The sequence below is a fragment of the Devosia sp. J2-20 genome (genome assembly GCF_055808475.1).
In genome coordinates this window covers 3,657,556-3,679,509 of sequence record NZ_CM147870.1, presented here as the reverse complement: position 1 = coordinate 3,679,509, position 21,954 = coordinate 3,657,556, and the positions used below count along the sequence as shown (strand labels likewise).

23 protein-coding genes and 1 tRNA gene are annotated in these 21,954 nt (G+C 61.0%); 8 read left to right on the top strand and 16 right to left on the bottom strand.

Annotated elements, in window-relative coordinates:
- The first annotated feature begins 122 nt into the window (after positions 1–122).
- Positions 123–1,037, top strand: a complete 915-nt coding sequence (locus AC0L37_RS18315) for a hemolysin family protein (protein ID WP_212660097.1) — start codon at positions 123–125, stop codon at positions 1,035–1,037.
- An 87-nt stretch (positions 1,038–1,124) separates the two neighbouring features.
- Here AC0L37_RS18315 and infB read toward each other — a convergent pair whose 3' ends face one another.
- From infB to AC0L37_RS18280, 7 genes are all read right to left on the bottom strand, one after another.
- Positions 1,125–3,941, bottom strand: coding sequence for a translation initiation factor IF-2 (gene infB / locus AC0L37_RS18310; RefSeq protein WP_212660060.1), 2,817 nt, complete (start codon positions 3,939–3,941; stop codon positions 1,125–1,127).
- Positions 3,934–4,578, bottom strand: coding sequence for a DUF448 domain-containing protein (locus AC0L37_RS18305; RefSeq protein ID WP_473313680.1), 645 nt, complete (start codon positions 4,576–4,578; stop codon positions 3,934–3,936). The genes infB and AC0L37_RS18305 overlap by 8 nt, the downstream gene beginning before the upstream one ends.
- A gap of 85 nt (positions 4,579–4,663) precedes the next feature.
- A complete protein-coding gene (gene nusA, locus AC0L37_RS18300) occupies positions 4,664–6,280 on the bottom strand; it encodes a transcription termination factor NusA (RefSeq protein ID WP_212660062.1) in 1,617 nt (538 codons plus the stop codon).
- The gene (gene rimP, locus AC0L37_RS18295) at positions 6,281–6,904 is read right to left on the bottom strand and encodes a ribosome maturation factor RimP (RefSeq protein WP_282222408.1); all 624 of its coding nucleotides are present in this window, start codon (positions 6,902–6,904) and stop codon (positions 6,281–6,283) included. It lies immediately after the preceding gene.
- Between the two features lie 110 nt (positions 6,905–7,014).
- Positions 7,015–7,197, bottom strand: coding sequence for a ferredoxin reductase domain-containing protein (locus AC0L37_RS18290; RefSeq protein WP_282222409.1), 183 nt, complete (start codon positions 7,195–7,197; stop codon positions 7,015–7,017).
- An 80-nt stretch (positions 7,198–7,277) separates the two neighbouring features.
- Positions 7,278–7,409 carry a hypothetical protein gene (locus AC0L37_RS18285; protein WP_282222410.1) on the bottom strand — a complete coding sequence of 44 codons (132 nt, stop codon included), beginning with the start codon at positions 7,407–7,409 and terminating at the stop codon, positions 7,278–7,280.
- Positions 7,409–7,678 carry a ferredoxin reductase domain-containing protein gene (locus AC0L37_RS18280; RefSeq protein WP_282222411.1) on the bottom strand — a complete coding sequence of 90 codons (270 nt, stop codon included), beginning with the start codon at positions 7,676–7,678 and terminating at the stop codon, positions 7,409–7,411. Before AC0L37_RS18280 ends, AC0L37_RS18285 begins: the two co-directional genes overlap by 1 nt.
- Positions 7,679–7,936: 258 nt before the next feature.
- On the opposite strand from AC0L37_RS18280, the gene AC0L37_RS18275 reads away from it, so the two are divergent.
- Positions 7,937–8,209, top strand: a complete 273-nt coding sequence (locus AC0L37_RS18275) for a hypothetical protein (protein WP_269371414.1) — start codon at positions 7,937–7,939, stop codon at positions 8,207–8,209.
- A 23-nt stretch (positions 8,210–8,232) separates the two neighbouring features.
- Positions 8,233–8,505 (top strand): hypothetical protein, encoded by a 273-nt coding sequence (locus tag AC0L37_RS18270; RefSeq protein WP_282222412.1) that lies wholly within the window; start codon positions 8,233–8,235, stop codon positions 8,503–8,505.
- A gap of 48 nt (positions 8,506–8,553) precedes the next feature.
- Here the strand turns inward: AC0L37_RS18270 and AC0L37_RS18265 are convergent, their stop codons facing one another.
- The 6 genes from AC0L37_RS18265 to AC0L37_RS18240 all read right to left on the bottom strand — a co-directional run bounded on the left by AC0L37_RS18265 (position 8,554) and on the right by AC0L37_RS18240 (position 11,806).
- Entirely contained in the window at positions 8,554–8,937 is a 384-nt protein-coding gene (locus AC0L37_RS18265; protein WP_212660100.1) for a winged helix-turn-helix transcriptional regulator, read from the bottom strand.
- 107 nt (positions 8,938–9,044) lie between these two features.
- Complete coding sequence (trmB, locus tag AC0L37_RS18260) at positions 9,045–9,533, bottom strand: tRNA (guanosine(46)-N7)-methyltransferase TrmB (protein WP_473315458.1); 489 nt, start codon at positions 9,531–9,533, stop codon at positions 9,045–9,047.
- 32 nt (positions 9,534–9,565) lie between these two features.
- Positions 9,566–9,745, bottom strand: a complete 180-nt coding sequence (locus AC0L37_RS18255) for a hypothetical protein (RefSeq protein ID WP_348984717.1) — start codon at positions 9,743–9,745, stop codon at positions 9,566–9,568.
- Between the two features lie 7 nt (positions 9,746–9,752).
- Entirely contained in the window at positions 9,753–11,009 is a 1,257-nt protein-coding gene (gene metK / locus AC0L37_RS18250; protein WP_282222413.1) for a methionine adenosyltransferase, read from the bottom strand.
- A 287-nt stretch (positions 11,010–11,296) separates the two neighbouring features.
- Positions 11,297–11,381: transfer RNA gene (locus tag AC0L37_RS18245), tRNA-Leu, on the bottom strand.
- 59 nt (positions 11,382–11,440) lie between these two features.
- Positions 11,441–11,806, bottom strand: a complete 366-nt coding sequence (locus tag AC0L37_RS18240) for a GFA family protein (protein WP_282222414.1) — start codon at positions 11,804–11,806, stop codon at positions 11,441–11,443.
- Positions 11,807–11,948: 142 nt separating this feature from the next.
- On the opposite strand from AC0L37_RS18240, the gene AC0L37_RS18235 reads away from it, so the two are divergent.
- The 5 genes from AC0L37_RS18235 to AC0L37_RS18215 all read left to right on the top strand — a co-directional run bounded on the left by AC0L37_RS18235 (position 11,949) and on the right by AC0L37_RS18215 (position 18,568).
- Complete coding sequence (locus AC0L37_RS18235; RefSeq protein ID WP_212660104.1) at positions 11,949–12,944, top strand: complex I NDUFA9 subunit family protein; 996 nt, start codon at positions 11,949–11,951, stop codon at positions 12,942–12,944.
- Between the two features lie 157 nt (positions 12,945–13,101).
- Positions 13,102–13,806 (top strand): PadR family transcriptional regulator, encoded by a 705-nt coding sequence (locus AC0L37_RS18230; RefSeq protein ID WP_282222415.1) that lies wholly within the window; start codon positions 13,102–13,104, stop codon positions 13,804–13,806.
- Between the two features lie 76 nt (positions 13,807–13,882).
- The gene (locus AC0L37_RS18225; RefSeq protein WP_473313669.1) at positions 13,883–16,816 is read left to right on the top strand and encodes an FAD-binding and (Fe-S)-binding domain-containing protein; all 2,934 of its coding nucleotides are present in this window, start codon (positions 13,883–13,885) and stop codon (positions 16,814–16,816) included.
- 52 nt (positions 16,817–16,868) lie between these two features.
- Positions 16,869–18,065 (top strand): class I SAM-dependent RNA methyltransferase, encoded by a 1,197-nt coding sequence (locus tag AC0L37_RS18220; protein ID WP_282222418.1) that lies wholly within the window; start codon positions 16,869–16,871, stop codon positions 18,063–18,065.
- Between the two features lie 110 nt (positions 18,066–18,175).
- A complete protein-coding gene (locus AC0L37_RS18215) occupies positions 18,176–18,568 on the top strand; it encodes a hypothetical protein (RefSeq protein ID WP_282222419.1) in 393 nt (130 codons plus the stop codon).
- A 49-nt stretch (positions 18,569–18,617) separates the two neighbouring features.
- Here the strand turns inward: AC0L37_RS18215 and AC0L37_RS18210 are convergent, their stop codons facing one another.
- The 3 genes from AC0L37_RS18210 to AC0L37_RS18200 all read right to left on the bottom strand — a co-directional run bounded on the left by AC0L37_RS18210 (position 18,618) and on the right by AC0L37_RS18200 (position 21,934).
- On the bottom strand, positions 18,618–19,445 hold the full coding sequence (locus AC0L37_RS18210; protein WP_282222420.1) for a sugar phosphate isomerase/epimerase family protein: 828 nt from the start codon (positions 19,443–19,445) through the stop codon (positions 18,618–18,620).
- Positions 19,442–20,611 carry a dihydrodipicolinate synthase family protein gene (locus AC0L37_RS18205; RefSeq protein ID WP_282222421.1) on the bottom strand — a complete coding sequence of 390 codons (1,170 nt, stop codon included), beginning with the start codon at positions 20,609–20,611 and terminating at the stop codon, positions 19,442–19,444. The genes AC0L37_RS18210 and AC0L37_RS18205 overlap by 4 nt, the downstream gene beginning before the upstream one ends.
- Before the next feature lie 171 nt (positions 20,612–20,782).
- Positions 20,783–21,934 carry a Gfo/Idh/MocA family protein gene (locus AC0L37_RS18200; RefSeq protein ID WP_269371883.1) on the bottom strand — a complete coding sequence of 384 codons (1,152 nt, stop codon included), beginning with the start codon at positions 21,932–21,934 and terminating at the stop codon, positions 20,783–20,785.
- Positions 21,935–21,954: the final 20 nt, after the last annotated feature.

The window sequence follows — 21,954 nt, the reverse complement described above, 5'->3', positions numbered from 1 at the left end:
GGCGATATAACATGAACGACAGCGACAGTTTGGGCCCCTCGGCGCCCACAAATCCCGAGCCTCCTTCTAGTCCCGCCTCCGTGCCTGCACGGGGGCCTTCGCTATGGAACCGCGTCAAGGCCATGCTGGCCCTGCGGACGGTTTCGCTACGGGACGATCTTCAGGTCGCCCTTGATGAGCAAGGCAGCGCTGAAACCGCTGACTTCTCCGAGAGCGAGCGGACCATCCTGCAGAACGTGCTCAAGCTCTCCAACATTTCCGTTGGCGACGTAATGGTCGAGCGCAGTGATATCCAGGCCATCGACGCCGATGCCAATCTGGGTGATCTGCTGGCGCGCTTCCGTCAGGTCGGCCATTCCCGCCTGCCGGTTTTTGATGATGGTCTGGACAATATTCTGGGCTTTATTCACGTCAAGGACGCGCTCACAAAGATCACCGCTGCGGTGGAAGATCCGACCAAGGCGGTGCCGGTCAAGCTTGTCTCCAGCGTTCTCAAGCAGAAGCTGGCCAAGTTCGACCACATGCGCACAGCCATGTTCGTGCCCACCTTCATGCCGGTTGGCGATCTGCTGCAATCCATGCGCGCCAGCCGCGTGCACATGGCCATTGTGGTCGATGAATATGGTGGCACCGATGGTCTGGTGACCATTGAAGACCTGCTTGAAGCTGTGGTTGGCGAGATTGAGGACGAGCATGATGAGCTCGCCGCTTCGCTGATCCGCAAGGTAGGCGTTGATACCTATATCGCCGATGCCCGCGCAGAGCTGGACGATGTCCAGACCATGCTGGGTCCCGACTTCGACCCCGGCGAATATGCCGAGGAGGTCGATACCATTGGCGGTCTGGTGTTTGATCTGGCTGGCCATGTACCCAAGCGCGGTGAACGCATTACCAAGCTTGAAGGCTTCGAATTCGAGGTACTGGCTGCCGATAGCCGGCGCATCAAGCGCGTCCGTATCCGCCGCAAGCGCGGTGCCAGTGAACAGCTGGCCATTACCGACCAGCGCACCGACCATGAAAAGGCCGCCGCTGAATAGGTGGTCCTGCCGGTCAGGCAGGTGTCAGAATGCAAAAAGGGCGCGGTGTGAACCGCGCCCTTTTTTCCAATTCTGTGATGGCTTGGCCTACAGCGTGCGCTGCACGGTCTCGACGCGGAAGCATTCGATGACGTCGCCAGCGCGCATGTCTTCGTAATTTTCGAAGGCCATACCGCATTCCTGGCCCGTCTGGACCTCTTTGACTTCGTCCTTGAAACGCTTGAGCGTCTTGAGCTTGCCTTCGTGGATCACGACGTTGTCGCGGATCAGGCGGACACCGGAACCACGTTCCACCAGACCATCGGTGATCCGGCAACCGGCAACCTTGCCGACCTTGGTAATCGTGAAGACTTCCAGGATCTCGGCATTGCCGATGAAGGTCTCGCGGCGTTCTGGCTTGAGCAGACCGCTCATCGCATTCTTCACGTCATCCACCAGATCGTAGATGATGTTGTAGTAGCGAATTTCGATACCGTCGCGGGTCGCCAGTTCGGTCGCCTGCTTGTTGGCACGAACGTTGAAGCCAATGACGATGGCATTGGATGCCGCCGCCAGCGTCACGTCGGACTCGGTGATACCACCCACAGCGCTCATCAGGATCTGCGCCGACACTTCGTCGGTCGAGAGCTTGTTCAGCGAAGCCACGATGGCTTCGACCGAACCCTGCACGTCGCCCTTGATGATCAGCGGGAACTTGGCAATGCCGGCCACCTTGAGCTGATTCATCATCTGCTCGAGGCTGGTGGCGCCGCCACCGGCTGTCCGCTCGCGAATGGCGCGCTGACGATATTCGGTGACTTCACGAGCGCGCGCTTCGGTTTCGACCACCGAGAAGCGGTCGCCCGCACTTGGCACGCCGGTAAAGCCCAGCACTTCCACAGGAATGGATGGACCAGCCGATTTGACCTGCTCGCCCTGATCGTTGATCAGCGCACGAACGCGGGCGAACTCGGTACCAGCGACCAGAATGTCGCCGATTGAGAGGGTACCGCGCTGCACCAGCATGGTGGCGACAGCACCGCGACCGCGGTCGAGCTTGGCTTCAATGACCAGACCTTCAGCACGGCCATCCTTGGCCACGCGCAGTTCGAGCACTTCCGCCTGCAGCAGGATGGTTTCGAGCAGCTTGTCCAGACCCTTGCCGGTCTTGGCAGACACTTCCACGTCCAGCACGTCGCCGCCCATCGATTCGACGAACACTTCGTGCTGCAGCAGCTCGGTGCGCACCCGGGTCGGATCGGACTCGGGCTTATCCATCTTGTTGATGGCCACAATGATGGGAACACCAGCCGCCTTGGCGTGCTTGATGGATTCAATGGTCTGCGGCATCACGCCGTCATCGGCTGCAACAACCAGCACCGCAATATCGGTCGCCTGAGCACCACGGGCACGCATGGCCGTGAAGGCTTCATGGCCCGGGGTATCGAGGAAGGTGATCTTGCTGCCGTTCTTGTCGACCTGATAGGCGCCGATATGCTGGGTAATGCCACCGGCTTCACCCGACACCACATTGGCCTCGCGGATCGCATCGAGAAGACTGGTCTTGCCGTGGTCGACGTGACCCATAATGGTCACAACTGGCGCGCGATCGGTCAGATCCTCGGCCTTGTCGTCCTGTGGCAGATCAAACAGACCTTCTTCCACATCGGCTTCTGACACGCGCTTGACCGTATGGCCCAGCTCGGTCGCGATCAGCTCGGCAGTATCAGCGTCCAGCACGTCGTTGATCGTTGCCATCTGGCCCTGGGCCATCAGCAGCTTGATCACGGCAACCGAACGTTCAGCCATACGGTTGGCCAGCTCGGCCACGGTAATGGCTTCTGGAATGGTCACTTCGCGACTGATCTTGGGCGCTTCCTGCTGGTTGCGGCCCATCTTCTTGTCGCGACGGCGACGCATGGCGGCCAGCGATGGCCCCTTATCACGATCGCTCTCGGCGCCGGCATTGGTCACGGTCAGGCGGCCACGACCGTTTTCCTGGCCGGTGCGGCGGGTTGGACGATCTGGGGTCGCACGCGAGGCGCGGCGGGCATTTTCCATTTCCGCTTCGGTTGTCGGCCGCACCTGGGGCGTGCCGGACCGGATCTTGCGGCCATCGGCCTCGTTGGGACCGGCGGGCGGCACATTGCCGATCGGTGCCATGCCGGCACCGGTTGGACGACGCTCACCGGCAGGACGTGTTGCCGTGCCTGAAGGCCGGGCGCCGGCGGCACCTGGCTTGATATAGGCATTGGCACCGCGTTCGCTTTCGGGGCGCGCATTGCTTGGACGCTCGGCGCGCGGTGGCCGTGGCGGCTGACCGGGACGGCCGGCAACCACACGCACGCTGGATGGACCAGCATTGCGCTGCGAAGCGGGTGTAAAGGGTTTGGCTTCTTCCGTACTGGCTGCTGCATCGGGTGCGGCAGCTGGCGCTTCGGCCTTGGGCGCCTCAGCAGGCGCTGGCTCAGCCTGTGGTGCCGCAGCCTCTTCAGCCTGGCGTTCCTGCTCGGCCTTGGCCGCTTCTTCACGGATCTGACGACGACGAGCGTCCTCTTCCATGCGACGGGCTTCTTCAGCAGCGAACCGTTCTTTGTCTTCTGCCTGACGCGCGCCAGCCTGTGCCAGCACCTGACGGCGGGCTTCAGCTTCGGCAGCCGACAGTCCCAGCGGCGCACGCGCCTGCTGTGCCGGACGGCCGGAACCGGGGCGACCCTGATTGGCTGCACCCGACTGCGGGCGCTGTGGCGCGCCGCTTGGAGCATTTGGTTTTGGAACCAGGCGGGTGCGCTTCTCGACGACCACCGTCGAGCGGGAAGGGCCGCGCGACATGCCAGGACGGTTGCCCAGGCCTGGGCCGCCCTTGAGTGTCAGCGTCTTCTTCGCGCCATTGTCGTCGGTGCGCTTGTCGTCGTTATCAGCCATGTATCTCGCGTCTTTCGTCCTGTTCCTCGGGCAAAAGGTCACCGTCAACCGCAGCGCGGCCGGTGTCCGTTTCCGTCGGTTTGGCAATGAAAAGTGCCAGTCTTCTGGCCTTTTCTACTGCCGCTTGGGCTGCAGCCCCTCTTGTAAGGGCAGCATGTATCACATTTTCCATTCCGAGTGCCAAACCCATTTGCTCTGAGGAGAGCAATTCGAAATGGGGCACATCGAAGCCGTCAATTCCCTCTTCGGCGGCGCCATAGTGGAGCGCCTTGAGCGGTCCGACCATCTTGCTACGACCGTCATCGGCCGCGTCCGTCGCCGTAATCAGGGCGATCAGACCGCCCGTGGTAATCAGGCCACGCACTTTGGTGGCACCAAAAGTCAGTTGTCCGGCCTTGCGGGCCATGCCCAGCGCGTTGAGATAACGCTGCTGCAGGCGCAGCTCTGTCAGTCCCGGCAGGTCCTCAGGAAGAGTAACCTCAGTCTTGAGACTGCGTGCGAAGACCTTCTTCTTGATCGCCTCAACCAGCAGGTCACGGTTAAGGGTGATCCAGACGCCACGACCTTCGGCCTTGGCCTCCGTGTCGGGTACTAACACACCATCGGGGCTTAACACAAAACGGATGAGCTCCGCCACGGGCTTCTCAACCCGTGTCAGAGCACACATCCTGCTCGTTTCTGCGCGCCGGGCCATCTCTGGTGCCCTCGCTCGGATTCGGCCCTTAGGCCGAAGCCTCGTCGGTAGCGGCTTCGTCAGTGGCGACTTCTTCGACGTCGACGGCGGGCAGATCTTCTTCCTTGATCCAGCCAGCCTTGATGCGAGCCTGCATGATCATGTCTTCTGCTTCTTCACGGCTGACGGGGAAATCCTTGAAGGTGCCGTCGAACCGCTTGGTTTCACCATCCTTGCGCTCGCTCCAGCCGATCAGATCGTCCGAGGCGCAGCCAGCAAAGTCTTCAACGTTCTTGACGTCATCCTTACCCAACGCCACCAGCATGGCAGCAGTAAGGCCTGCGATCTCATAAAGCTCGTCCTCGACGCCGAGCGCCTTGCGCTCTTCATCATGGGCGCGGTCGATTGCGGCGAGATACTCGGCGGCGCGGTTCTGGATTTCGCCAGCGGTCTCTTCGTCAAAGCCTTCGATCGAAGAAATTTCGTTGGTGTCGATATAGGCCAGTTCCTCGACCGAGGAGAAGCCTTCCGACGCCAGCAGCTGGGCGACCATTTCGTCCACGTCCAGAGCTTCCATGAACAGGGTGGAACGCTCGGTGAATTCTTTCTGCCGGCGTTCGCTCTCTTCCTGTTCGGTCAGGATGTCGATGTCCCAGCCAATTAGCTGGCTGGCCAGACGCACGTTCTGGCCGCGACGGCCAATGGCCAGGCTCAGCTGCTCGTCGGGCACAACCACTTCAATGCGCTCGGCCTGCTCGTCGAGCACCACCTTGGCGACATCGGCTGGCTGCAGCGCCGAAACCACGAGGTCGGCAATGCCATCGGTCCATGGAATGATATCGATCTTTTCGCCCTGAAGTTCGCCGACCACGGCCTGCACGCGGCTACCGCGCATACCAACGCAGGCGCCCACAGGGTCGATCGAGGAATCCGACGAGGTCACGGCGATCTTGGCACGGCTGCCTGGATCACGCGCGATCGAGCGGATGGTGATCACACCATCATAGATTTCAGGCACTTCCTGCATGAACAGTTTGGCCATGAACTGCGGATGGGTGCGGGACAGGAAAATCTGCGGACCGCGCTGTTCGCGACGCACGTCATAGACATAGGCACGCACGCGGTCGCCATAACGGAACATTTCGCGCGGGATCAGTTCGTCGCGGCGGATAATGGCTTCACCACGACCCAGATCGACAATCACATTGCCATATTCAACGCGCTTGACCGAGCCGTTGACGATCTCGCCAATGCGGTTGATGTACTCATCATACATGCGCTCGCGTTCGGCATCGCGCACCTTCTGCACAATGACCTGCTTGGCCGACTGCGCGGCAATGCGGCCAAATTCCATGGGGGGCAGCGGTTCGGTCAGAAAGTCGCCAACCTTGGCTTCGGGCGACTTGATCTGGGCCTGCTTGAGCTCGATCTGGCGGCTGTTCTCTTCGACTTGCTCGACGATTTCCAGCAAACGCCACATCCGGGTCTCGCCCGAACGCGGGTTGATCTCGACCTTGATCTCGGTCTCGGCACCGTAGCGGCCCTTGGCGGCCTTCTCCATGGCGTCCTGCATCGCTTCGATCACGACCATGCGGTCGATCGATTTTTCGCGGGCAACAGCGTCTGCGATCTGCAAGAGCTCAAGGCGATTCGCGCTAACGGCCATTTAGTGTGTCTCCTCGGAGATATTGTCGTCGTCGGTATGGGCGACTTCGACTGTTTCGGTCTCGTCGTCATCCAGTGGGTGCAATTCTTGATCGATCCGCGCCTTTTCCATCAGGGCGTCGGTCATCACCAGCTTGGCTTCGCCCAGATTGGACAAGGGCAGGCGGTGGTCGGGATCGGTGCCGGCGGGCGCGTCGGGCAGGGTGATGATCACCGCCTCGTCGTCGACCGCTTTGATGAAGCCGCGGAAACGTTTGCGACCATTGATCATGTCGATCAGCTCAATCTTGGCTTCATGGCCGACATAGGCCGCAAAGTCGCGCTGGCGCACCAGCGGCCGGTCGATCCCCGGCGAGCTGACTTCAAGATGATATTCGCGGTCGATCGGGTCTTCCACGTCGAGCACGGGGGAGAGATCCTTGCTCAGGGTCTCGCAATTGACGACGGTGAAACGGCCGTTTTCGTCCTCGGCCATGATTTGCAGCGTCATGCCGTTTTCCTGGGTGATGCGCACACGCACCAGAGCAAAGCCCAGACCATTGGCCACGGGTTCTACAATAGCGGATACGCGGGCTTCCAGGCCCGTTTCCTTGATATAGCGCTTGGCAGTGAGATCGAAGCTCATCGGTCCCTTCGGGTAATAAAAAAGAGCGGGGCCGGGAGGCTCCCACTCTGCAAACTTGCCGAGATGTTGACGCCTATATAGCGCCGAAACGGCCGCGCCGCAAGCCGTGCCTACTTTTCCCAGGTCACGCTGGACACATCAGCGCCCAATGCTTCAAGCGCCCCGCGCAGGTCAGACACCATCGCGTCGGGTCCACATAGATAGAAGCGCTGGTCCAGATCAGTGACGTGTTTGCTCAGGAAGGCCTTGTCGATGCGTTCGGCTGCCAGCTTGGACGCAATGTCCCCGGTCATGGTCCACAGGGTCTCTAACCCCTCCATCGCTTCGAACGCATCGCGCAGGATAATGTCGCGCTCGGTTTTGTGCGAGGCGATCAGCCGATTGCCCTTAGCGTATCCTTGGCCTGCAGGTCGCGCAGGATGGCGATGAATGGGGTAACCCCGGCGCCCCCGGCAATGAAGGTTCCGGGCTCCTGGTATTGAATGGTGCCCCACGCATCGCCCATCAGCAGATGATCCTCGGCTTCGCAGGCCAGAGCGCATTGGTCACTCCCGGACGATCCAGATAACTCTTGATGGTGAACTCAAAGGTTGGCTCATCGGTCAGCGCTGTAAAGGTGAAAGGGCGCTTTTCATCGCGCCATTCGGGCTTGTCGATGCTCAGTTCTGTCGCCTGCCCAGGCGCAAATCGAAAATTTTTTGGTTTTTCGACGCGATAATGCCGGGCATCGTGGGTGACCATTTCGGTCTTCAAAATCTTCACGCGAGTGGACATGACTGGCTCCTTTGCAAGGCGAAGAGCGGGATAGGTGGATGACTCCACCCTTCCAACCTCAAGCGGGCCGGAGCGTCACACCAAAGATACACAGTCACGTAGAGGATACCGGGGCACAATCCAATGCCTTGATTTCCTTAGGAAAACCCTCGGATCGCCGCTGAGGAGTTCAACCCCAGAAATCTACAAAATCGTCACTTGAGGCGCGACCGGTCCGGGATCATTTCAAGGGTGTTCAAAACGAAAGGAACACACGAGATGATCAAGAACACACTCATCGCCCTTGTTGCTGCCGCCTCTATGGCTGGCGTCGCTGCGCCCGCCATGGCCGACACCGCCTTTGGTGATGGCACCCCCGAAATGCGCGAATTCATCGCCGACAGCATTCTTGTTCGCCTGCAGCAGCAGGGCGTCGCCGCCACCGATGTCGAAGAATGGGGCGATCTGGTCCGTGCCTTCGTGACCAACCCTGATGGCACGCAGTCCATGCAGTTGTTCACACCCGGCTTGCTGCAGCCAGTAACGCTCTAACCCCACCAAGAAGGAATATTGAAATGATCAAGAACACACTCATCGCCCTTGTTGCTGCCGCCTCTATGGTTAGCGTCGCTGCGCCCGCCATGGCCGACACCGCCTTTGGTGATGGCACCCCCGAAATGCGCGAATTCATCGCCGACAGCATTCTCGTTCGCCTGCAGCAGCAGGGCGTCGCCGCCACCGATGTCGAAGAATGGGGCGATCTGGTCCGCGCCTTCGTGACCAACCCTGATGGCACGCAGTCCATGCAGCTGTTCACACCCGGCTTGCTGCAGCCAGTAACGTACTAAGGCCAGACAACCACGGCGCCGGCGGTACTGGCCGACGGCGCCCGTAGCTCAGGCGGAATGGATGAGTCGGACAGCCGGCTCACCGCCCGAGGTGTCGAAGCGCTGCCGCGCCGCTTCGACTTGTGTTCGATTGCGCGCTGCAAACACTCGCCAGCTATCGGCCAGCTCAAGCAATTCGCGGCCAAGTTCGGTCAATTCATAATCAACACGGGGCGGGATCGTGGCGAACATGGTTCGTGTCACGAAACCATCGCGCTCCAGCTCCCGCAGCGTGGTGGTCAGCATTTTTTGAGAGATGCCGCCCGAAACGCGCTTGAGTTCATTGAACCGCAGTGTCTCGGCGCGCAGCAGGGTGACGATCACCAATGTCCATTTGCCGGGCCTGACCACCAGCATGTCTGAATCCGGTGGCAGGCTTCTCGACTGGGACATGACGCATCTCGGAACAGTGGACCAAGTCCCGCATATGGGGCGTGATGGTGCATGTTCCAGTGCTGACGGGCTGAAATCGTCGCCATGCTTACCAAATTGCTGGTCGCTCAGGCGCGCATGAAGCTCAGGTAAAAACTGATCATGCGGCCTTCACGGCGCGCTTTCTGCTCATACCGCGTCGCCTGCCAGCCCGGATAGGGTTGGTGCCAGTCGCCCGGTTTTTCCGGCGCAAACGCAAATTCTGGCGTGCGCACGATATGGGCCAGCGTCCAGTTGGCGTAGTCTTCGATATCGGTGGCGAAGTGAAAAACGCCGCCTGGCCGGATCACCCGCGCCAGCTCGGCCAGCGTGGTGGGTGACACAAAGCGCCGCTTGTGATGCCGCGTCTTGGGCCAGGGGTCAGGATAGAGCAGATAAACCTCATCCAGGCTCGCATCGGGCAACTCGGTCAGAAGCTTGAAGGCATCGTCAGTGAACAGCCGAATATTTTCCAGACCCTCGGCAGCGATGGTCTGCACCATCTTGCCGATCCCGCCGGTAAAAACCTCGCAGCCAATATAGCCGGTCTCGGGATGGTTTGCCGCCTCAAGCGCCAGATGCTCGCCGCCGCCATAACCGATTTCAACGATCAGCCTGTCGGCATCGGGAAAAGGCTGCGCGGATCAAGCGGACCCGCGAGCTTGATTTCCAGATTGGGCAGGGTGGCGTCGAACACCGCCTGCTGCCCGCCATGCAGTTTCTTGCCAGACCGACGGCCAAAAAACGCGCGGGGCGCGCCATCGCGCGTTTTTGGCAGTTCGTGCGACATGTCGAGCCTACTTTACGGCGGCCTTGAGGGCGCTGACCAGATCGGTCTTTTCCCACGAGAAGCTGCCATCGCGACCCGCCTTGCGACCGAAATGGCCATAGGCTGCAGTCTTGGCATAGATGGGCTTGTTGAGATCGAGATGGGTGCGGATGCCGCGGGGCGACAGATCCATTACCTTGGCCAGAGCCGCTTCGACCACTTCCTCGTCCACCGTGCCGGTGTCATGCAGATTGACATTGATCGAGAGTGGATGCGCCACGCCGATGGCATAGCTGAGCTGGATCGTGGCGCGCTCGGCCATGCCGGCTGCCACCACATTCTTGGCCAGATAACGCGCGGCATAGGCAGCCGAGCGGTCAACCTTGGTGGGATCCTTGCCCGAGAACGCGCCGCCGCCATGCGGGGCTGCGCCACCATAGGTGTCCACAATGATCTTGCGACCGGTCAGACCGGCATCGCCATCGGGGCCGCCAACCACGAACTTGCCGGTCGGGTTGATGTGCCAGACCGTTTCATCAGAAATCCAGCCATCGGGCAGGGCTTCGCGGATATAGGGCTCGACAATCTTTCGGACATCGGCAGACGTCAGCGTCTCGTCCAGATGCTGGGTCGACAGCACGATCTGGGTCACGGCGACGGGCTTGCCGTCCTGATAGCGCACCGTCACCTGGCTCTTGGCGTCGGGGCCCAGCACCTTGGCGGGGCCGGTGCCTTCCTTGCGCGCCAATGTCAGTGATTCAAGGATCTTGTGGGCGTAATAGACCGGCGCCGGCATCAATTCCGGCGTCTCGCGCGAGGCATAGCCAAACATGATGCCCTGATCGCCAGCGCCAACATCCTTGTTGCCCGACTCATCGACGCCCTGGGCGATATCGGCGGACTGGCCGTGCAGTAGCACGTCAATGCGGCAGGTCTTCCAGTGGAAACCGGACTGCTCATAACCAATGGCGCGAATGGCCTTGCGCGCTGCCGACTTGAATTTGGATGGATTGACCACCGGATTGCCGGCGGCATCGAGCATGATGTTGCCCGCCTTGTCCTTTTTCAGCAGCGATTCGGGGACGCGTACCTCGCCGGCGATGACGACGCGATTGGTCGTAGCCAGGGTTTCGCACGCGGTGCGGACCTGGGCAGGGTCCATGCCGGCCTTCTTGGCCTCGCGGAATACCAGATCGACAATTTCATCGCTGATCCGGTCGCAGACCTTGTCCGGATGACCTTCGGAAACCGATTCCGAGGTGAAGAGAAAAGATGATCGGACCACGCAACATCCCCTGATTTTGCTCAAAAGCGCTCAAAACGAGCATTTCTATGGGGTTTGTGACACCCATGAGCCAACCGGTCAAGGCGGATATAAAGAAAGCTTGATATGATGTAGCGCGCTACTGGAGCAAGATTTGGCGTGCGCTGCACAACAATCGGCCACCTGTGACGAAGCGGCTGTGATCGATGCGCTGGCAATGCGCGCCCTGCATTTCGCCTGGGCTCGCGCCAGCGGTCCCGAAAACCAAAAACCCCGGCCACGACTTTCGTCGGACCGGGGTCTAAACTTGGTGCCCAGAAGAAGACTCGAACTTCCACACCTTGCGGTACACGGACCTGAACCGTGCGCGTCTACCAATTCCGCCATCTGGGCAAGCAGGGCGGTAACTAGGGGCAGCGGTGAGCGTTGTCAATCACCTATTCGCGCAGCGCTCACCAATTCGCACCATCCCAGTGCTCGATGGCGCTGCGATCGATGGGCGGCACATCCTCCAGACAGTTGATATTGACCATCACCAACTCCTGCCCCTTGCCGTCGCTGCCGCGTGCGAACGCTTCAATTCCGCAAGTCTTGCAGAATAGATGCGCGATGGTCTGGGTGCTGAACTGGTAGAGCGTCAGATTGTCCGCACCCGAAATAAGCACAAAGTCGCTGGCAGGCACCGATTGCATCACCCAGCCCAGACGCCGGCAGCGTGAACAGTTGCAGTCACCCATGCCGGCAAGATCGGTCCGCGCCGTAAACCGGACGGCACCGCAATGGCAGTGCCCGTGATATTCTCGTTCTAGAGTTGCCATGGTGTTTCCTCGTCTTGATAGTGAACAAAAGAAGAACATCGGTGGAGCGGAGTCAAGCCGAAACAGGCTTTCTGCCCTCGACAGTAGGCGCGGCCTTGCGCTAGAAGCGGGAACGTATTGCCCCTTATACCGGAGCCCATCCATGCAAAGTCTTGATCCAAAACTCGTTACCGTGTTTGGCGGCTCGGGCTTTGTGGGAACACAGATCGTGCAATTGCTGGCTGCCAAGGGCCATCGTGTCCGGGTCGCCGTCCGGCGTCCCGACCTGGCTGGCCATGTCCGTCCGCTTGGTACAGTGGGGCAGGTTGTTCCGGTTCAGGCCAATATCCGCAACATGGCCTCGATTGAACGTGCCGTGGCCGGGGCTGATATCGTCATCAATCTGGTGGGTATCGGCGCCAACAAGGGTGCTCAGACATTTCAGGCGGTCCATGTGGATGGCGCGCGCACCATCGCCCAGGCTGCCAAGGCTGCTGGTGCCGGTGCGCTGGTGCATATGTCAGCGCTTGGCGTCGACAAGGCCGCCGAGATCAGCGCCTATGCAGCTTCCAAACTGGCTGGCGAACAGGCCGTGTTCGACGCCTTTCCCGGCGCCATTGTGATGCGTCCCTCGCTGCTGTTTGGTCAGGGCGACGGTTTCTTCAATCTCATGGCAGGTCTGGCGCGCCTGTTCCCCGTGCTGCCGCTGATTGGTGGCGACACCAAATTCCAGCCCGCCTATGTCGCGGACGTGGCCGAAGCATTCGTGCTGGCGGGTGAAGGCCAGCTCAAGCCCGGCAAAATCTATGAACTTGGTGGCCCGCAGGTCGAAACCCATCGCGAGCTGCTCGAGCGCATTCAGCGCGAAGCGCTGCGTAGCCGGCCATTGCTGCCGCTATCGTTCGGCATGGGAAAGATGCTGGCCGGCATCATGTCCATACTGCCTTTCCCGCCGCTGCTGACCGCCGATCAGGTCGAATTGCTCAGCGTCGACAATGTGGTGTCCGACGCGGCCATCAAGGAAAAACGTACCTTTGCCGGCATGGGCATCGTGCCCACCGCAATGGACACCATCCTGCCAACCTATCTCTGGCGCTTCCGCAAGCATGGCCAGTTCGACAAGGCGTCCAATCTGGCAGACGAAGCCGGCACCGCCTGATCGTCAGCGCAATCCGATTTCAATCAGCCCGCAGTTTCGCTGCGGGCTTTTTGCTGCGCACTCCCTTCGATAACACTTCTGCGATATATCTTGAAACTGCGTGATTTTGCCATGATGTGCTGTCTTAATCGAACTTAAGATATATCGGAGAACATATATGAGTACATACTGGAAAGATGGCGAGCCCAATTGGCGCCGCATGGAGGCCATGGCCCGTCGCGGCTGGGGCCGTGTTGCCGCTGGCATCGATAGCGCCGAAAACTGGGGCAATATGGGCGGTAATTTCCGCATCGGCCGCATGCTGGCTTCAGGTGATCTGCGGCTGGTGGCGCTGTTCCTGATCGAAGAGCAGCCGCGTCATGGCTATGACCTGATCAAGGCAATCGAAGAAAAATCTGGCGGCTTCTATTCGCCCAGTCCCGGCGTGGTCTATCCGGCATTGACCTTCCTCGAGGAAGCCGGCTTTGCCAGCTCCCATGCCGATGGCAACAAGAAGCTCTATACCATCACCGATGAAGGCCGGGCGCATCTGAGCGACAATCGCGAGGCCATTGAATCAACGTTGAGCTTCCTAGCCAAGGCCGGCGAGCAGATGCAACGCTTCCGCGAATTCGCCAAAGCCGACTGGTCGGCGCAGCAGGAAGCGCAGGGCGAGGAAGCCGAGCGGCCCCGGGGCACGCCAAAGCCCGATCAGGACCTCAAGAACGTGGTCCCCGAACTCAACCGAGCCCGTCGTGAACTCAAGGCGGCGATCAAGGCGGTACGGCACGGCTCCGAGGATCAGCAGCGCAAGGCGGCCGAAGTCCTGCAGCGCGCGGCGCGACGCCTTCATGCCCTCAGCGAGGACGACGTCGATATCTGACATTTTGGGGCGCGACATTGCGCGCGCCCCAAACAAGCCCCTTCGCATCCAAATGCTAACATGTTAGTTAGGGGGCATGCAGCAAGCCGATCTCAGACCCGCCCCCAAATCTCCAGTACATCAGGTCACGCCCGACCGTCAGGCCGCCGGCGAACGCCTCGTCGCCCGCCTCAAGGGGCAGGTGGCCGGCCGCATGTATACCGATCCCTTGATGACCTATGCCTGGAGCGGCGATGCCAGCTCCTATCGGCTCATTCCGGCCGCGGTGGTCTTCATCAATTCAGAAGATGAGGTGCGGGCCGTCATGGCCGCCGCCCGCGCCGAAAACCTGCCAATCACCTTCCGCGCTGCCGGTACATCACTATCGGGGCAGGCCGTCACCGATGGCGTTCTGGCCGTACTCGGCGATGGCTGGCGCAAGCTCGACATCCATCCAGGAGCCGAGCAGATCACGCTGGGTCCCGCCATTATCGTGGCCAATGCAAACAAGGCCCTCAAGCCATTTGACAAAAAGATCGGGCCCGATCCGGCCAGCCAGGCCACCTGCAAGATCGGCGGCGTGGTCAATAACAATTCCTCGGGCATGTGCTGTGGGGTGGCCCAGAACACCTACCATACCATGGCGCGCCTGCGCATCGTGCTGACCGATGGCACCATGCTTGATTCGGGCGATCAGGCCAGTTGCAACGCCTTCCGGGCAAGTCACGCCAGCATGCTTGAGGGGCTGCACCAACTCCATCACGAGGTTGCCGGCGACGCCGAACTGGTCGCCCTGATCCGCAAGAAATACGCCATCAAGAACACGGTGGGCTATTCGCTCAATGCGTTGATCGATTTTCACGACCCGCTCGACATCCTGATCCATCTGATGGTCGGCTCTGAGGGCACGCTCGGCTTCGTCTCCGAGGTGACCTACAATACCGTCCCCGAGCACCCTTTCAAATCCACCGCACTAGTCCCGTTTCCTGATCCGCAATCGGCTGGACGGGCCATCATTGAAATGGCCAATGGCGGCGTGCAGGTGACCACTGGCGTCACCGCCGCCGAATATATTGAGCGCCGTGCCCTGGCGACGGTGGAACACCTTGCCCCCATGGCACCCTTGTTGCCCTGGCTGACGGACAACTCCCCCGCCGTACTGATCGACGTAACCGCGCCAGACTCCGACACGCTTGAAGCCGAAGTCGCCAAGGCGGTTGAACTGCTGTCTCGCCATGGCGCCACCCATGTTGATTTTTCGACCGACGAAGCGCGCAGCCATGCGCTGTGGGACATCCGCAAGGGCTTTTTTGCCTCGGGCGGCGGCGCCCGCCCCAAGGGCACGGCCATGTTGACCGAAGACGTTGCTGCGCCGATTGAACGGCTGGCCGAGTTCGTTATCGACATGCGTCAATTGCTCGATGATCACGGCTATGACGATGCCATAATTTTTGGCCATGCTCTGGCCGGCAATTTGCACTTCCAGATGAGCGACGACTTCTCCCAGCCTGATGCTGCCGCGCGTTTCGATGCTTTTTCCAAGGCACTGAGCGATCTCGTATCGGTGGCATATGGCGGCTCGCTCAAGGCCGAGCACGGGACGGGCCGTGCCATCGCCGCCTTCGTTGAAGCCGAATGGGGCAGCACAGCCTATGCGCTGATGCACCGCATCAAGGCGCTGTTCGACCCCGAAGGACTGCTCAATCCGGGGGTCTTGCTCAATCCCGACGACAAGATCCACATCAAGAACCTCAAAGTCATGCCGTTGGCCGATGAACTGGTCGATATGTGCATCGAATGCGGCTTTTGCGAACCGGCTTGCCCGAGCCACCAGATGACGCTGTCGCCACGTCAGCGAATCGCCGTCACCCGTGAGCGCGCCCGGTTGCGCGCCACCGGCGAGGACCCAGAACGTCTCAGGAAACTGGATGAGGATTTCCAGTATCCAGGTCTTGATACCTGCGCCGCGTGCAATCTGTGCTCTGTGCGGTGCCCCGTGGGCATTGAAACCGGCACCATGATCATGGGCCAGCGCGCCCAGCGCCGCGGCGACACAGCACGATCCATCGCGGGCTTTGTCGCTGATCATCGTGGCGGTGTCGAAACCCTGATGCGCGCCGGCGTCGGCCTGGCCGATGCGGCCCGCGTCGTCATTCCCGCCGCGGCGGTGGAGACGATGACCGAGGGTGCCCGTCGGTTGACTGGCAAACGAATACCACGCGTTTCCCACGCTCTGCATGCCGGGCCGGGTGCCCCCCAGCCAGGTCAGAGCAGGCAGGACCCGCGCCAGGCCGGGTTTCCGGTGCCCATCGCCCAGAGCGGTCGACAGTCGATCGTCTATTTCCCCAGCTGCGCCACCCGCATGTTTGGCGCCCCCAAAACCGACCATGGCCTGCTATCGGTGCCCGATGCGATGCTGGCCCTGCTCGAACGCGCCGGGTTCGATGTGATCATGCCTGAACATCTCAACGGTCAGTGCTGTGGCCAACCTTTCCAGTCCAAGGGTTTTCCCGAGCAGGCTGCCAGTGTTGGCAGCGAGCTCAAGCGCGAACTATCGTCCCTGTCCGATGCGGGCCGATTGAGCGTGGTCACCGATGCTTCAACCTGCGCCAAGCATTTGCGGGAGTTCCCCGGCGATGCGCCCGTGCTCGATTCGAGCCAGTTCCTGCTCAGCCATATCCTGCCCAAGCTGGACATGACGCAAAAGCTGCCAACCGTCGCGGTGCATCACAATTGCTCGGCCCAGCGTCTGGCTGAGCAGCCCATGACCGAAGCCATCGCGCGGGCCTGTGCCGACAATATTGCCGTGCTCAGCTCGGTCACCTGCTGTGGCTATGCCGGCGATAAAGGCCTGTTCGTGCCCGAATTGAACGCGCATGCCACCCGCTTTGCCAAGCAGGATATCCCCTCCGGGTGCACCCTGGGGGTATCAACGGTGAGCACCTGTGCCTCGGGTTTGAGCGAACACACCCAAGTGCCTTTTGTGGGATTGGCCAGCCTGCTCGAATGGGCCAGCCGACCGCTGCACTAGACCTGACCGGGGCTTGCCGCTACTGAACGGGTTCAGCAAGCCCCGGATAATCATGACCAGCACCGCCACCATTCTCAATCTCGGCCACAAGGGCGAGGGCGTCGTCGAGCTCGATGGCCACAAGGTCTTCGTGCCGCTTACCCTGCCCGGAGAGACGGTCGAGATCGCTGTCGATGGTGATCGCGGGACATTGATGGGGGTTATCAAACCGGCCGAAAGCCGCATTGAGCCTTTTTGCCCGCACTTTGGTGCCTGCGGTGGATGTCAGCTCCAGCATATGGACCGCCCTAGCTATGAGGCGTTCAAGATCGGCCTGGTTGAAACGCCGCTGCGGTTCGCCGGAATTGAGGCCAGCGTCACCCGCTTTATCGATGCTGCAGGCGATGGCCGCCGCCGCGCCAGCCTGCATGCCCGTCGCGAAGGCGCCGGCTATATGCGGCTGCGCAGCCATGAAGTACATGACCTTGATGCCTGCCCCATTCTGGTGCCCGGTCTGGCCCGGGCGCCCGATATCACCCGCGCCGTGTTTCAGGCCGTGGGTGAGGCCGATGTGAGCTTCGTCGCCAGCCTTTCCGGGCTCGATGTCGCCATCCGCACCGAGAAAAAGCAGGCTCGTGTCGAGCGTGTCGCGCCGCTGGTTGCCCGCTTCAAGCTGGCGCGACTGGCCCTGAATGGCGAAATGGTGCTGCAGGCCCAGCCCCCCATCATAGAAATGGGCCGTGCCCGCGTCGAACTGCCGATTGGCGGCTTTCTGCAGGCCACAGCTGCTGCTGAAAACGCCCTGGCCGAATACGTGCTGGGGGCGCTCGATCGCAAGACCAAGACCGTGGCTGATCTGTTCTGCGGGTTGGGGCCCTTCGCATTGCGACTGGCCGAGCAGCGCCCTGTGGCTGCGTTCGATGCCGACAAGCCCGGCATTGCAGCGCTTGACCATGCTCGACGCTTTACCAAGGGGCTGCGCGAAATCACCGCCAAGGCGCGCGATTTATTCCGGGATCCGCTGACCCAGTTCGAGCTGAACTACGATTTCGTCGTACTCGACCCGCCACGGGCCGGCGCCGAGGCGCAGGTCAGGGAACTGGCCAAGTCCAAGGTCAGGACCGTCGTCATGATTGCCTGTGATCCGCGCACCTTTGCCCGCGATGCGGCCATTCTGATCGGCGGTGGCTACACCATGAGCGATCTGGTGGCGGTGGACCAGTTTACCCAATCCACCCATATCGAGATCGCTGCCACATTCCGGCGATGATTGCCCGCTAGGCAGTCTCACGCAACTGATCCGCATCTCGGGACGTTGCGTAACCAATCGTAATTTTAAGCGACTGCTTGGGGCGGGCGCTGTCGCGTTTGGAGAGACTCATGCGTATTCTGAAACCCAGTCTTGTCGCTGCCGCACTGTGCGCCAGCATTGCCATGCCGACCTTTGCGGGTGACGAAACCGTGCCCAGCGGCACCTTCGTCGACGAATATGGGACGTCGTTTGAATTTCAGCCTTGTGGCGCCGGTACCGCCCTGTGTGCGGTGCTGACCAATCTTGAAGGCGCTTCAGCCACTGAAGACAATCTCGCTTTTGTCGGCAAGCAGGTCATCGAAGCCGAGCAGATTGCCCCCAATGCCTGGAAGGGCTCTCTGGCTGCCGGCGGGATGAGCGCGGATGCCACCATCACGCAGATCGACCCCAATACCGTGACAATCCAGGGGTGCCGCGCGGCCATTCTTTGCAAGACGCTGTCGTACAACAAGGCCTCCTGACACCGAATTTGAAAAGACCCCCGGGGATTGCTCTCCGGGGGTCTTTTTCTTAGCAGACGCTGGCGACGCGTTCCTTGATCACGCCGAGCACTTCGTCGCCGGGCCGCTTCCACCAATTGTCCTGGCTGAAGATTTCCACTTCCTGCGGGCCAAAAAACCCAGCATCCTCAACCATCTTGCGGATACCGGGCAGGTCGATCACGCCATCGCCCATCATGCCGCGATCAAGCAGCATATCCTTGGTCGGCACCAGCCAGTCGCAGATGTGATGGGCGAAAATCCGGTTCATCCGACCGGCGCGCGCAATGGCATTGGCCAGCTGCGGGTCCCACCAGACATGGTAGACGTCGATCGCGACGCCGACCGTCTCGCCCAGAACTTCGCAGACGTCCAGCGCCTGATCGATGGTGTTGATGCAGGCGCGGTCGGCGGCATACATGGGGTGCAGCGGCTCGATGGCCAGCTTGACGCCCGAGGCCTTGGCATGGGGCAGCATGGCCGCAATACCATCGGTCACCATCTGTCGAGCACCCACCAAGTCCCTGGAAGAACCGGGTAATCCGCCCACCACCAGCACCAGACAATCGGCATTGAGTGCCGCCGCCTCGTCAATGGCGTGCAGGTTATCGTCGATCTGGGCCTGGCGTCCGGCCGCGGTTTCGGCGGGGAACATGCCGCCACGGCACACGCCGGTGACCTGAATCTTGTTGTCGCGCACAATGCGCGCCGCTTCATCCAGTCCAATGGCTGCGATCTGGTCGCGCCACGGCGAAATCGCCGTAATGCCGGCCTTCAGGCAGCCATCGACGGCTTCGGCAAAGCCCCAGACCTGACGGGTGGTAGCAAGGTTTATCGAGATAGCGCGATCGGTCTTCATGCTGACACACTGTTCACGTTGAGCACGGCATTCATGCGTTTTACGGCCAGTTCGGGGTCACTCAGCACACGCGCCTTGTCGGCCAACCGGAACAGCTCGCTCAGATGCTGCACCGAACGGGTCGATTGCTGACCGCCGATCATCTGGAAATGGTCCTGCAGCCCGTTGAGATAGGCCAGGAACACCACGCCGGTTTTGTAGAACCGCGTCGGCGCGGCAAAGATATGCCGGCTCAGCGGCACGGTCGGTGCGAGCAGGTCATGGAAGGCCTTTTCATCACCCTTGCCCAAAGCGGCAAGGCCCGCCGAGGCGGCCGGGGCGATGGCGTCGAAAATGCCCAGCAGGGCATGTGAGTAGCCCTGATTGTCCCCAGCGATCAGTTCGGCATAGTTGAAGTCGTCGCCGGTATACATTTTGACCGATGCAGGCAGGCGGCGGCGCATGGCAATTTCTTTTTCTGCCGATAGCAGCGAGATCTTGATGCCATCGACCTTGTCGGCATTGGCGGCGATGACGTCCAGGCACACATCCATGGCCGCGTCGTGGTCGACATGGCCCCAATAGCCGGCCAAGGCCGGATCAAACATCTCGCCCAGCCAGTGCATCACCACCGGCTGCTTCACCTGGCTCAGAATGCGCGAATAGACCTTGGCGTAATCATCGGGGGTCTTGGCTGCAGCGGCGAGCGCGCGGCTGGCCATCAGGATAACACGACCGCCTTCGCCCTCGACAAAGCCGACCTGCTCTTCATAGGCGGCAATGATCGCATCAATGGTGACATCGGGGCCCGCCTGCAGGTGATCGGTACCCGCGCCATAGGCAATCAGGCTGTCATCACGGGTGCGCGCTTCGGCCTGGGCGCGGCGGATCAACTCCTGCGCCTCGGCCCAGCCCAGACCCATGCCGCGCTGGGCGGTATCCATGGCCTCGGCAACACCCAGACCCAGATCCCACAGGCGGTGACGGAATTTCAGCGTCGTGTCCCAGTCGATCGCCGGGGTCAGCCATGGATCATTGCTGGCCAGCGGGTCCGCCACGACATGGGCGGCGGCATAGGCGATGCGATTGAAATCGCTGGCCTTGTGCTGAACGAAGGGGATCGGGGTGCCACTCAGCGTATAGGCGCTGATGGACCGGTCGGCATTGGGCAGGTTGATGGTGGGCATCTCGGCTTCCTCGAAAGCGTCAAAGAACGCGATGTCATCCCGGCCTTGAGCCGGGATCCATCCTGAGGTCCTTCAACGTTCACCGAGCGCCGTAACTTCTCAGGATGGGCCCCGGCTCAAGGCCGGGGTGACACCGTGGGTGGGGTGAGGCCGTGCCTCACGCGAAATGGATCAGAAATCCAGCTTGGGCACATCGAGCCAGCGGCGTTCATCCCAGCTCTTGAGGCCCAGTTCGGCCAGCTGCACGCCCTTGGCGCCCGCTTCCAGGCCATATTCCCATGGCGCGTCTTCGGCGACGTGGCGGAGGAACATTTCCCACTGTGCCTTGAAGCCGTTCTCGGCTGGCCAGTTGTCCGGCACTTCTTCCCAGTCTTCAAAGAAGTTCATGGTCTGGGGCTGGTCGGGGTTCCACACCGGCTTGGGCGTGTTGACGCGATGCTGGCTCCAGCACTTGTGCAGGCCCGCAACGGCCGAACCATGGGTGCCATCGACATGGAAGGTCACCAGATCGTCGCGACGCACGCGGGTGGTCCAGCTCGAATTGATCTGGGCGATCACGCCGCCTTCCAGTTCAAAGGTTGCATAGGCCGCATCATCGGTATCGGCCTTATAGCGATTGCCCTTCTCATCGACGCGCTCTGGAATATGGGTCGCGCCCAGGCAGGACACGGCTTTGACTTCGCCGAACAGATTGTCGAGCACATAGCGCCAGTGGCACAGCATATCGAGAATGATGCCGCCGCCATCCTTCTTGCGGTAGTTCCAGCTGGGACGCTGGCTTGGCTGCCAGTCGCCCTCAAACACCCAGTAGCCGAACTCGCCGCGCACCGACAGAATGTCGCCGAAAAAGCCGCTATCGCGCAGCATTTTGAGCTTCATCAGGCCGGGCAGGAACAGCTTGTCCTGCACCACACCATGCTTGAGACCCGAGGCGCGGGCGGTCTTGGCCAGATTGACGGCGATCTCGAGGCTGTCCGACGTCGGCTTCTCGCAATAGACATGCTTGCCCGCGGCAAGCGCCTTTTCGATCAGCCCGGCGCGCATCAGCGTTGTGCCAGCGTCAAAAAACACCGTGTCATCAGGATTGGCGAGCGCGGCATCGAGATCGCTGCTCCAGCGCTTGATGTCATGCTTCTTGGCCAGACGCTCGATCTTGTCAGCATCGCGGCCGACAATGATCGGGTCGACCACCAGCCGGTCACCATTGGACAGCATCACGCCGCCCTGATCCCGGATCGCCAGGATCGAGCGCACCAAATGCTGGTTGTAACCCATGCGCCCGGTCACGCCATGCATGATCAGGCCAAGCCGCTTATCCGCCATTCCAATTCCTCCCATACGCC

Excerpts from the sequence above, each read along its gene's own strand:
- AC0L37_RS18205 (WP_282222421.1), bottom strand. The coding sequence starts at position 20,611 with ATGCCCACCATCAACCTGCCCAATGCCGACCGGTCCATCAGCGCCTAT.
- rimP (WP_282222408.1), bottom strand. The coding sequence starts at position 6,904 with ATGAGCTTCGATCTCACTGCCAAGCGCTATATCAAGGAAACGGGCCTG.
- infB (WP_212660060.1), bottom strand. The coding sequence starts at position 3,941 with ATGGCTGATAACGACGACAAGCGCACCGACGACAATGGCGCGAAGAAG.
- AC0L37_RS18265 (WP_212660100.1), bottom strand. The coding sequence starts at position 8,937 with ATGTCCCAGTCGAGAAGCCTGCCACCGGATTCAGACATGCTGGTGGTC.
- AC0L37_RS18225 (WP_473313669.1), top strand. The coding sequence starts at position 13,883 with ATGCAGCAAGCCGATCTCAGACCCGCCCCCAAATCTCCAGTACATCAG.
- AC0L37_RS18270 (WP_282222412.1), top strand. The coding sequence starts at position 8,233 with ATGATCAAGAACACACTCATCGCCCTTGTTGCTGCCGCCTCTATGGTT.
- AC0L37_RS18240 (WP_282222414.1), bottom strand. The coding sequence starts at position 11,806 with ATGGCAACTCTAGAACGAGAATATCACGGGCACTGCCATTGCGGTGCC.
- AC0L37_RS18315 (WP_212660097.1), top strand. The coding sequence starts at position 123 with ATGCTGGCCCTGCGGACGGTTTCGCTACGGGACGATCTTCAGGTCGCC.
- AC0L37_RS18285 (WP_282222410.1), bottom strand. The coding sequence starts at position 7,409 with ATGGGCGATGCGTGGGGCACCATTCAATACCAGGAGCCCGGAACCTTC.
- AC0L37_RS18210 (WP_282222420.1), bottom strand. The coding sequence starts at position 19,445 with ATGAAGACCGATCGCGCTATCTCGATAAACCTTGCTACCACCCGTCAG.
- AC0L37_RS18255 (WP_348984717.1), bottom strand. The coding sequence starts at position 9,745 with ATGTCGCACGAACTGCCAAAAACGCGCGATGGCGCGCCCCGCGCGTTT.
- AC0L37_RS18200 (WP_269371883.1), bottom strand. The coding sequence starts at position 21,934 with ATGGCGGATAAGCGGCTTGGCCTGATCATGCATGGCGTGACCGGGCGC.
- AC0L37_RS18215 (WP_282222419.1), top strand. The coding sequence starts at position 18,176 with ATGCGTATTCTGAAACCCAGTCTTGTCGCTGCCGCACTGTGCGCCAGC.
- AC0L37_RS18290 (WP_282222409.1), bottom strand. The coding sequence starts at position 7,197 with ATGACCGGGGACATTGCGTCCAAGCTGGCAGCCGAACGCATCGACAAG.
- nusA (WP_212660062.1), bottom strand. The coding sequence starts at position 6,280 with ATGGCCGTTAGCGCGAATCGCCTTGAGCTCTTGCAGATCGCAGACGCT.
- AC0L37_RS18230 (WP_282222415.1), top strand. The coding sequence starts at position 13,102 with ATGAGTACATACTGGAAAGATGGCGAGCCCAATTGGCGCCGCATGGAG.
- AC0L37_RS18280 (WP_282222411.1), bottom strand. The coding sequence starts at position 7,678 with ATGTCCACTCGCGTGAAGATTTTGAAGACCGAAATGGTCACCCACGAT.
- AC0L37_RS18235 (WP_212660104.1), top strand. The coding sequence starts at position 11,949 with ATGCAAAGTCTTGATCCAAAACTCGTTACCGTGTTTGGCGGCTCGGGC.
- AC0L37_RS18275 (WP_269371414.1), top strand. The coding sequence starts at position 7,937 with ATGATCAAGAACACACTCATCGCCCTTGTTGCTGCCGCCTCTATGGCT.
- AC0L37_RS18220 (WP_282222418.1), top strand. The coding sequence starts at position 16,869 with ATGACCAGCACCGCCACCATTCTCAATCTCGGCCACAAGGGCGAGGGC.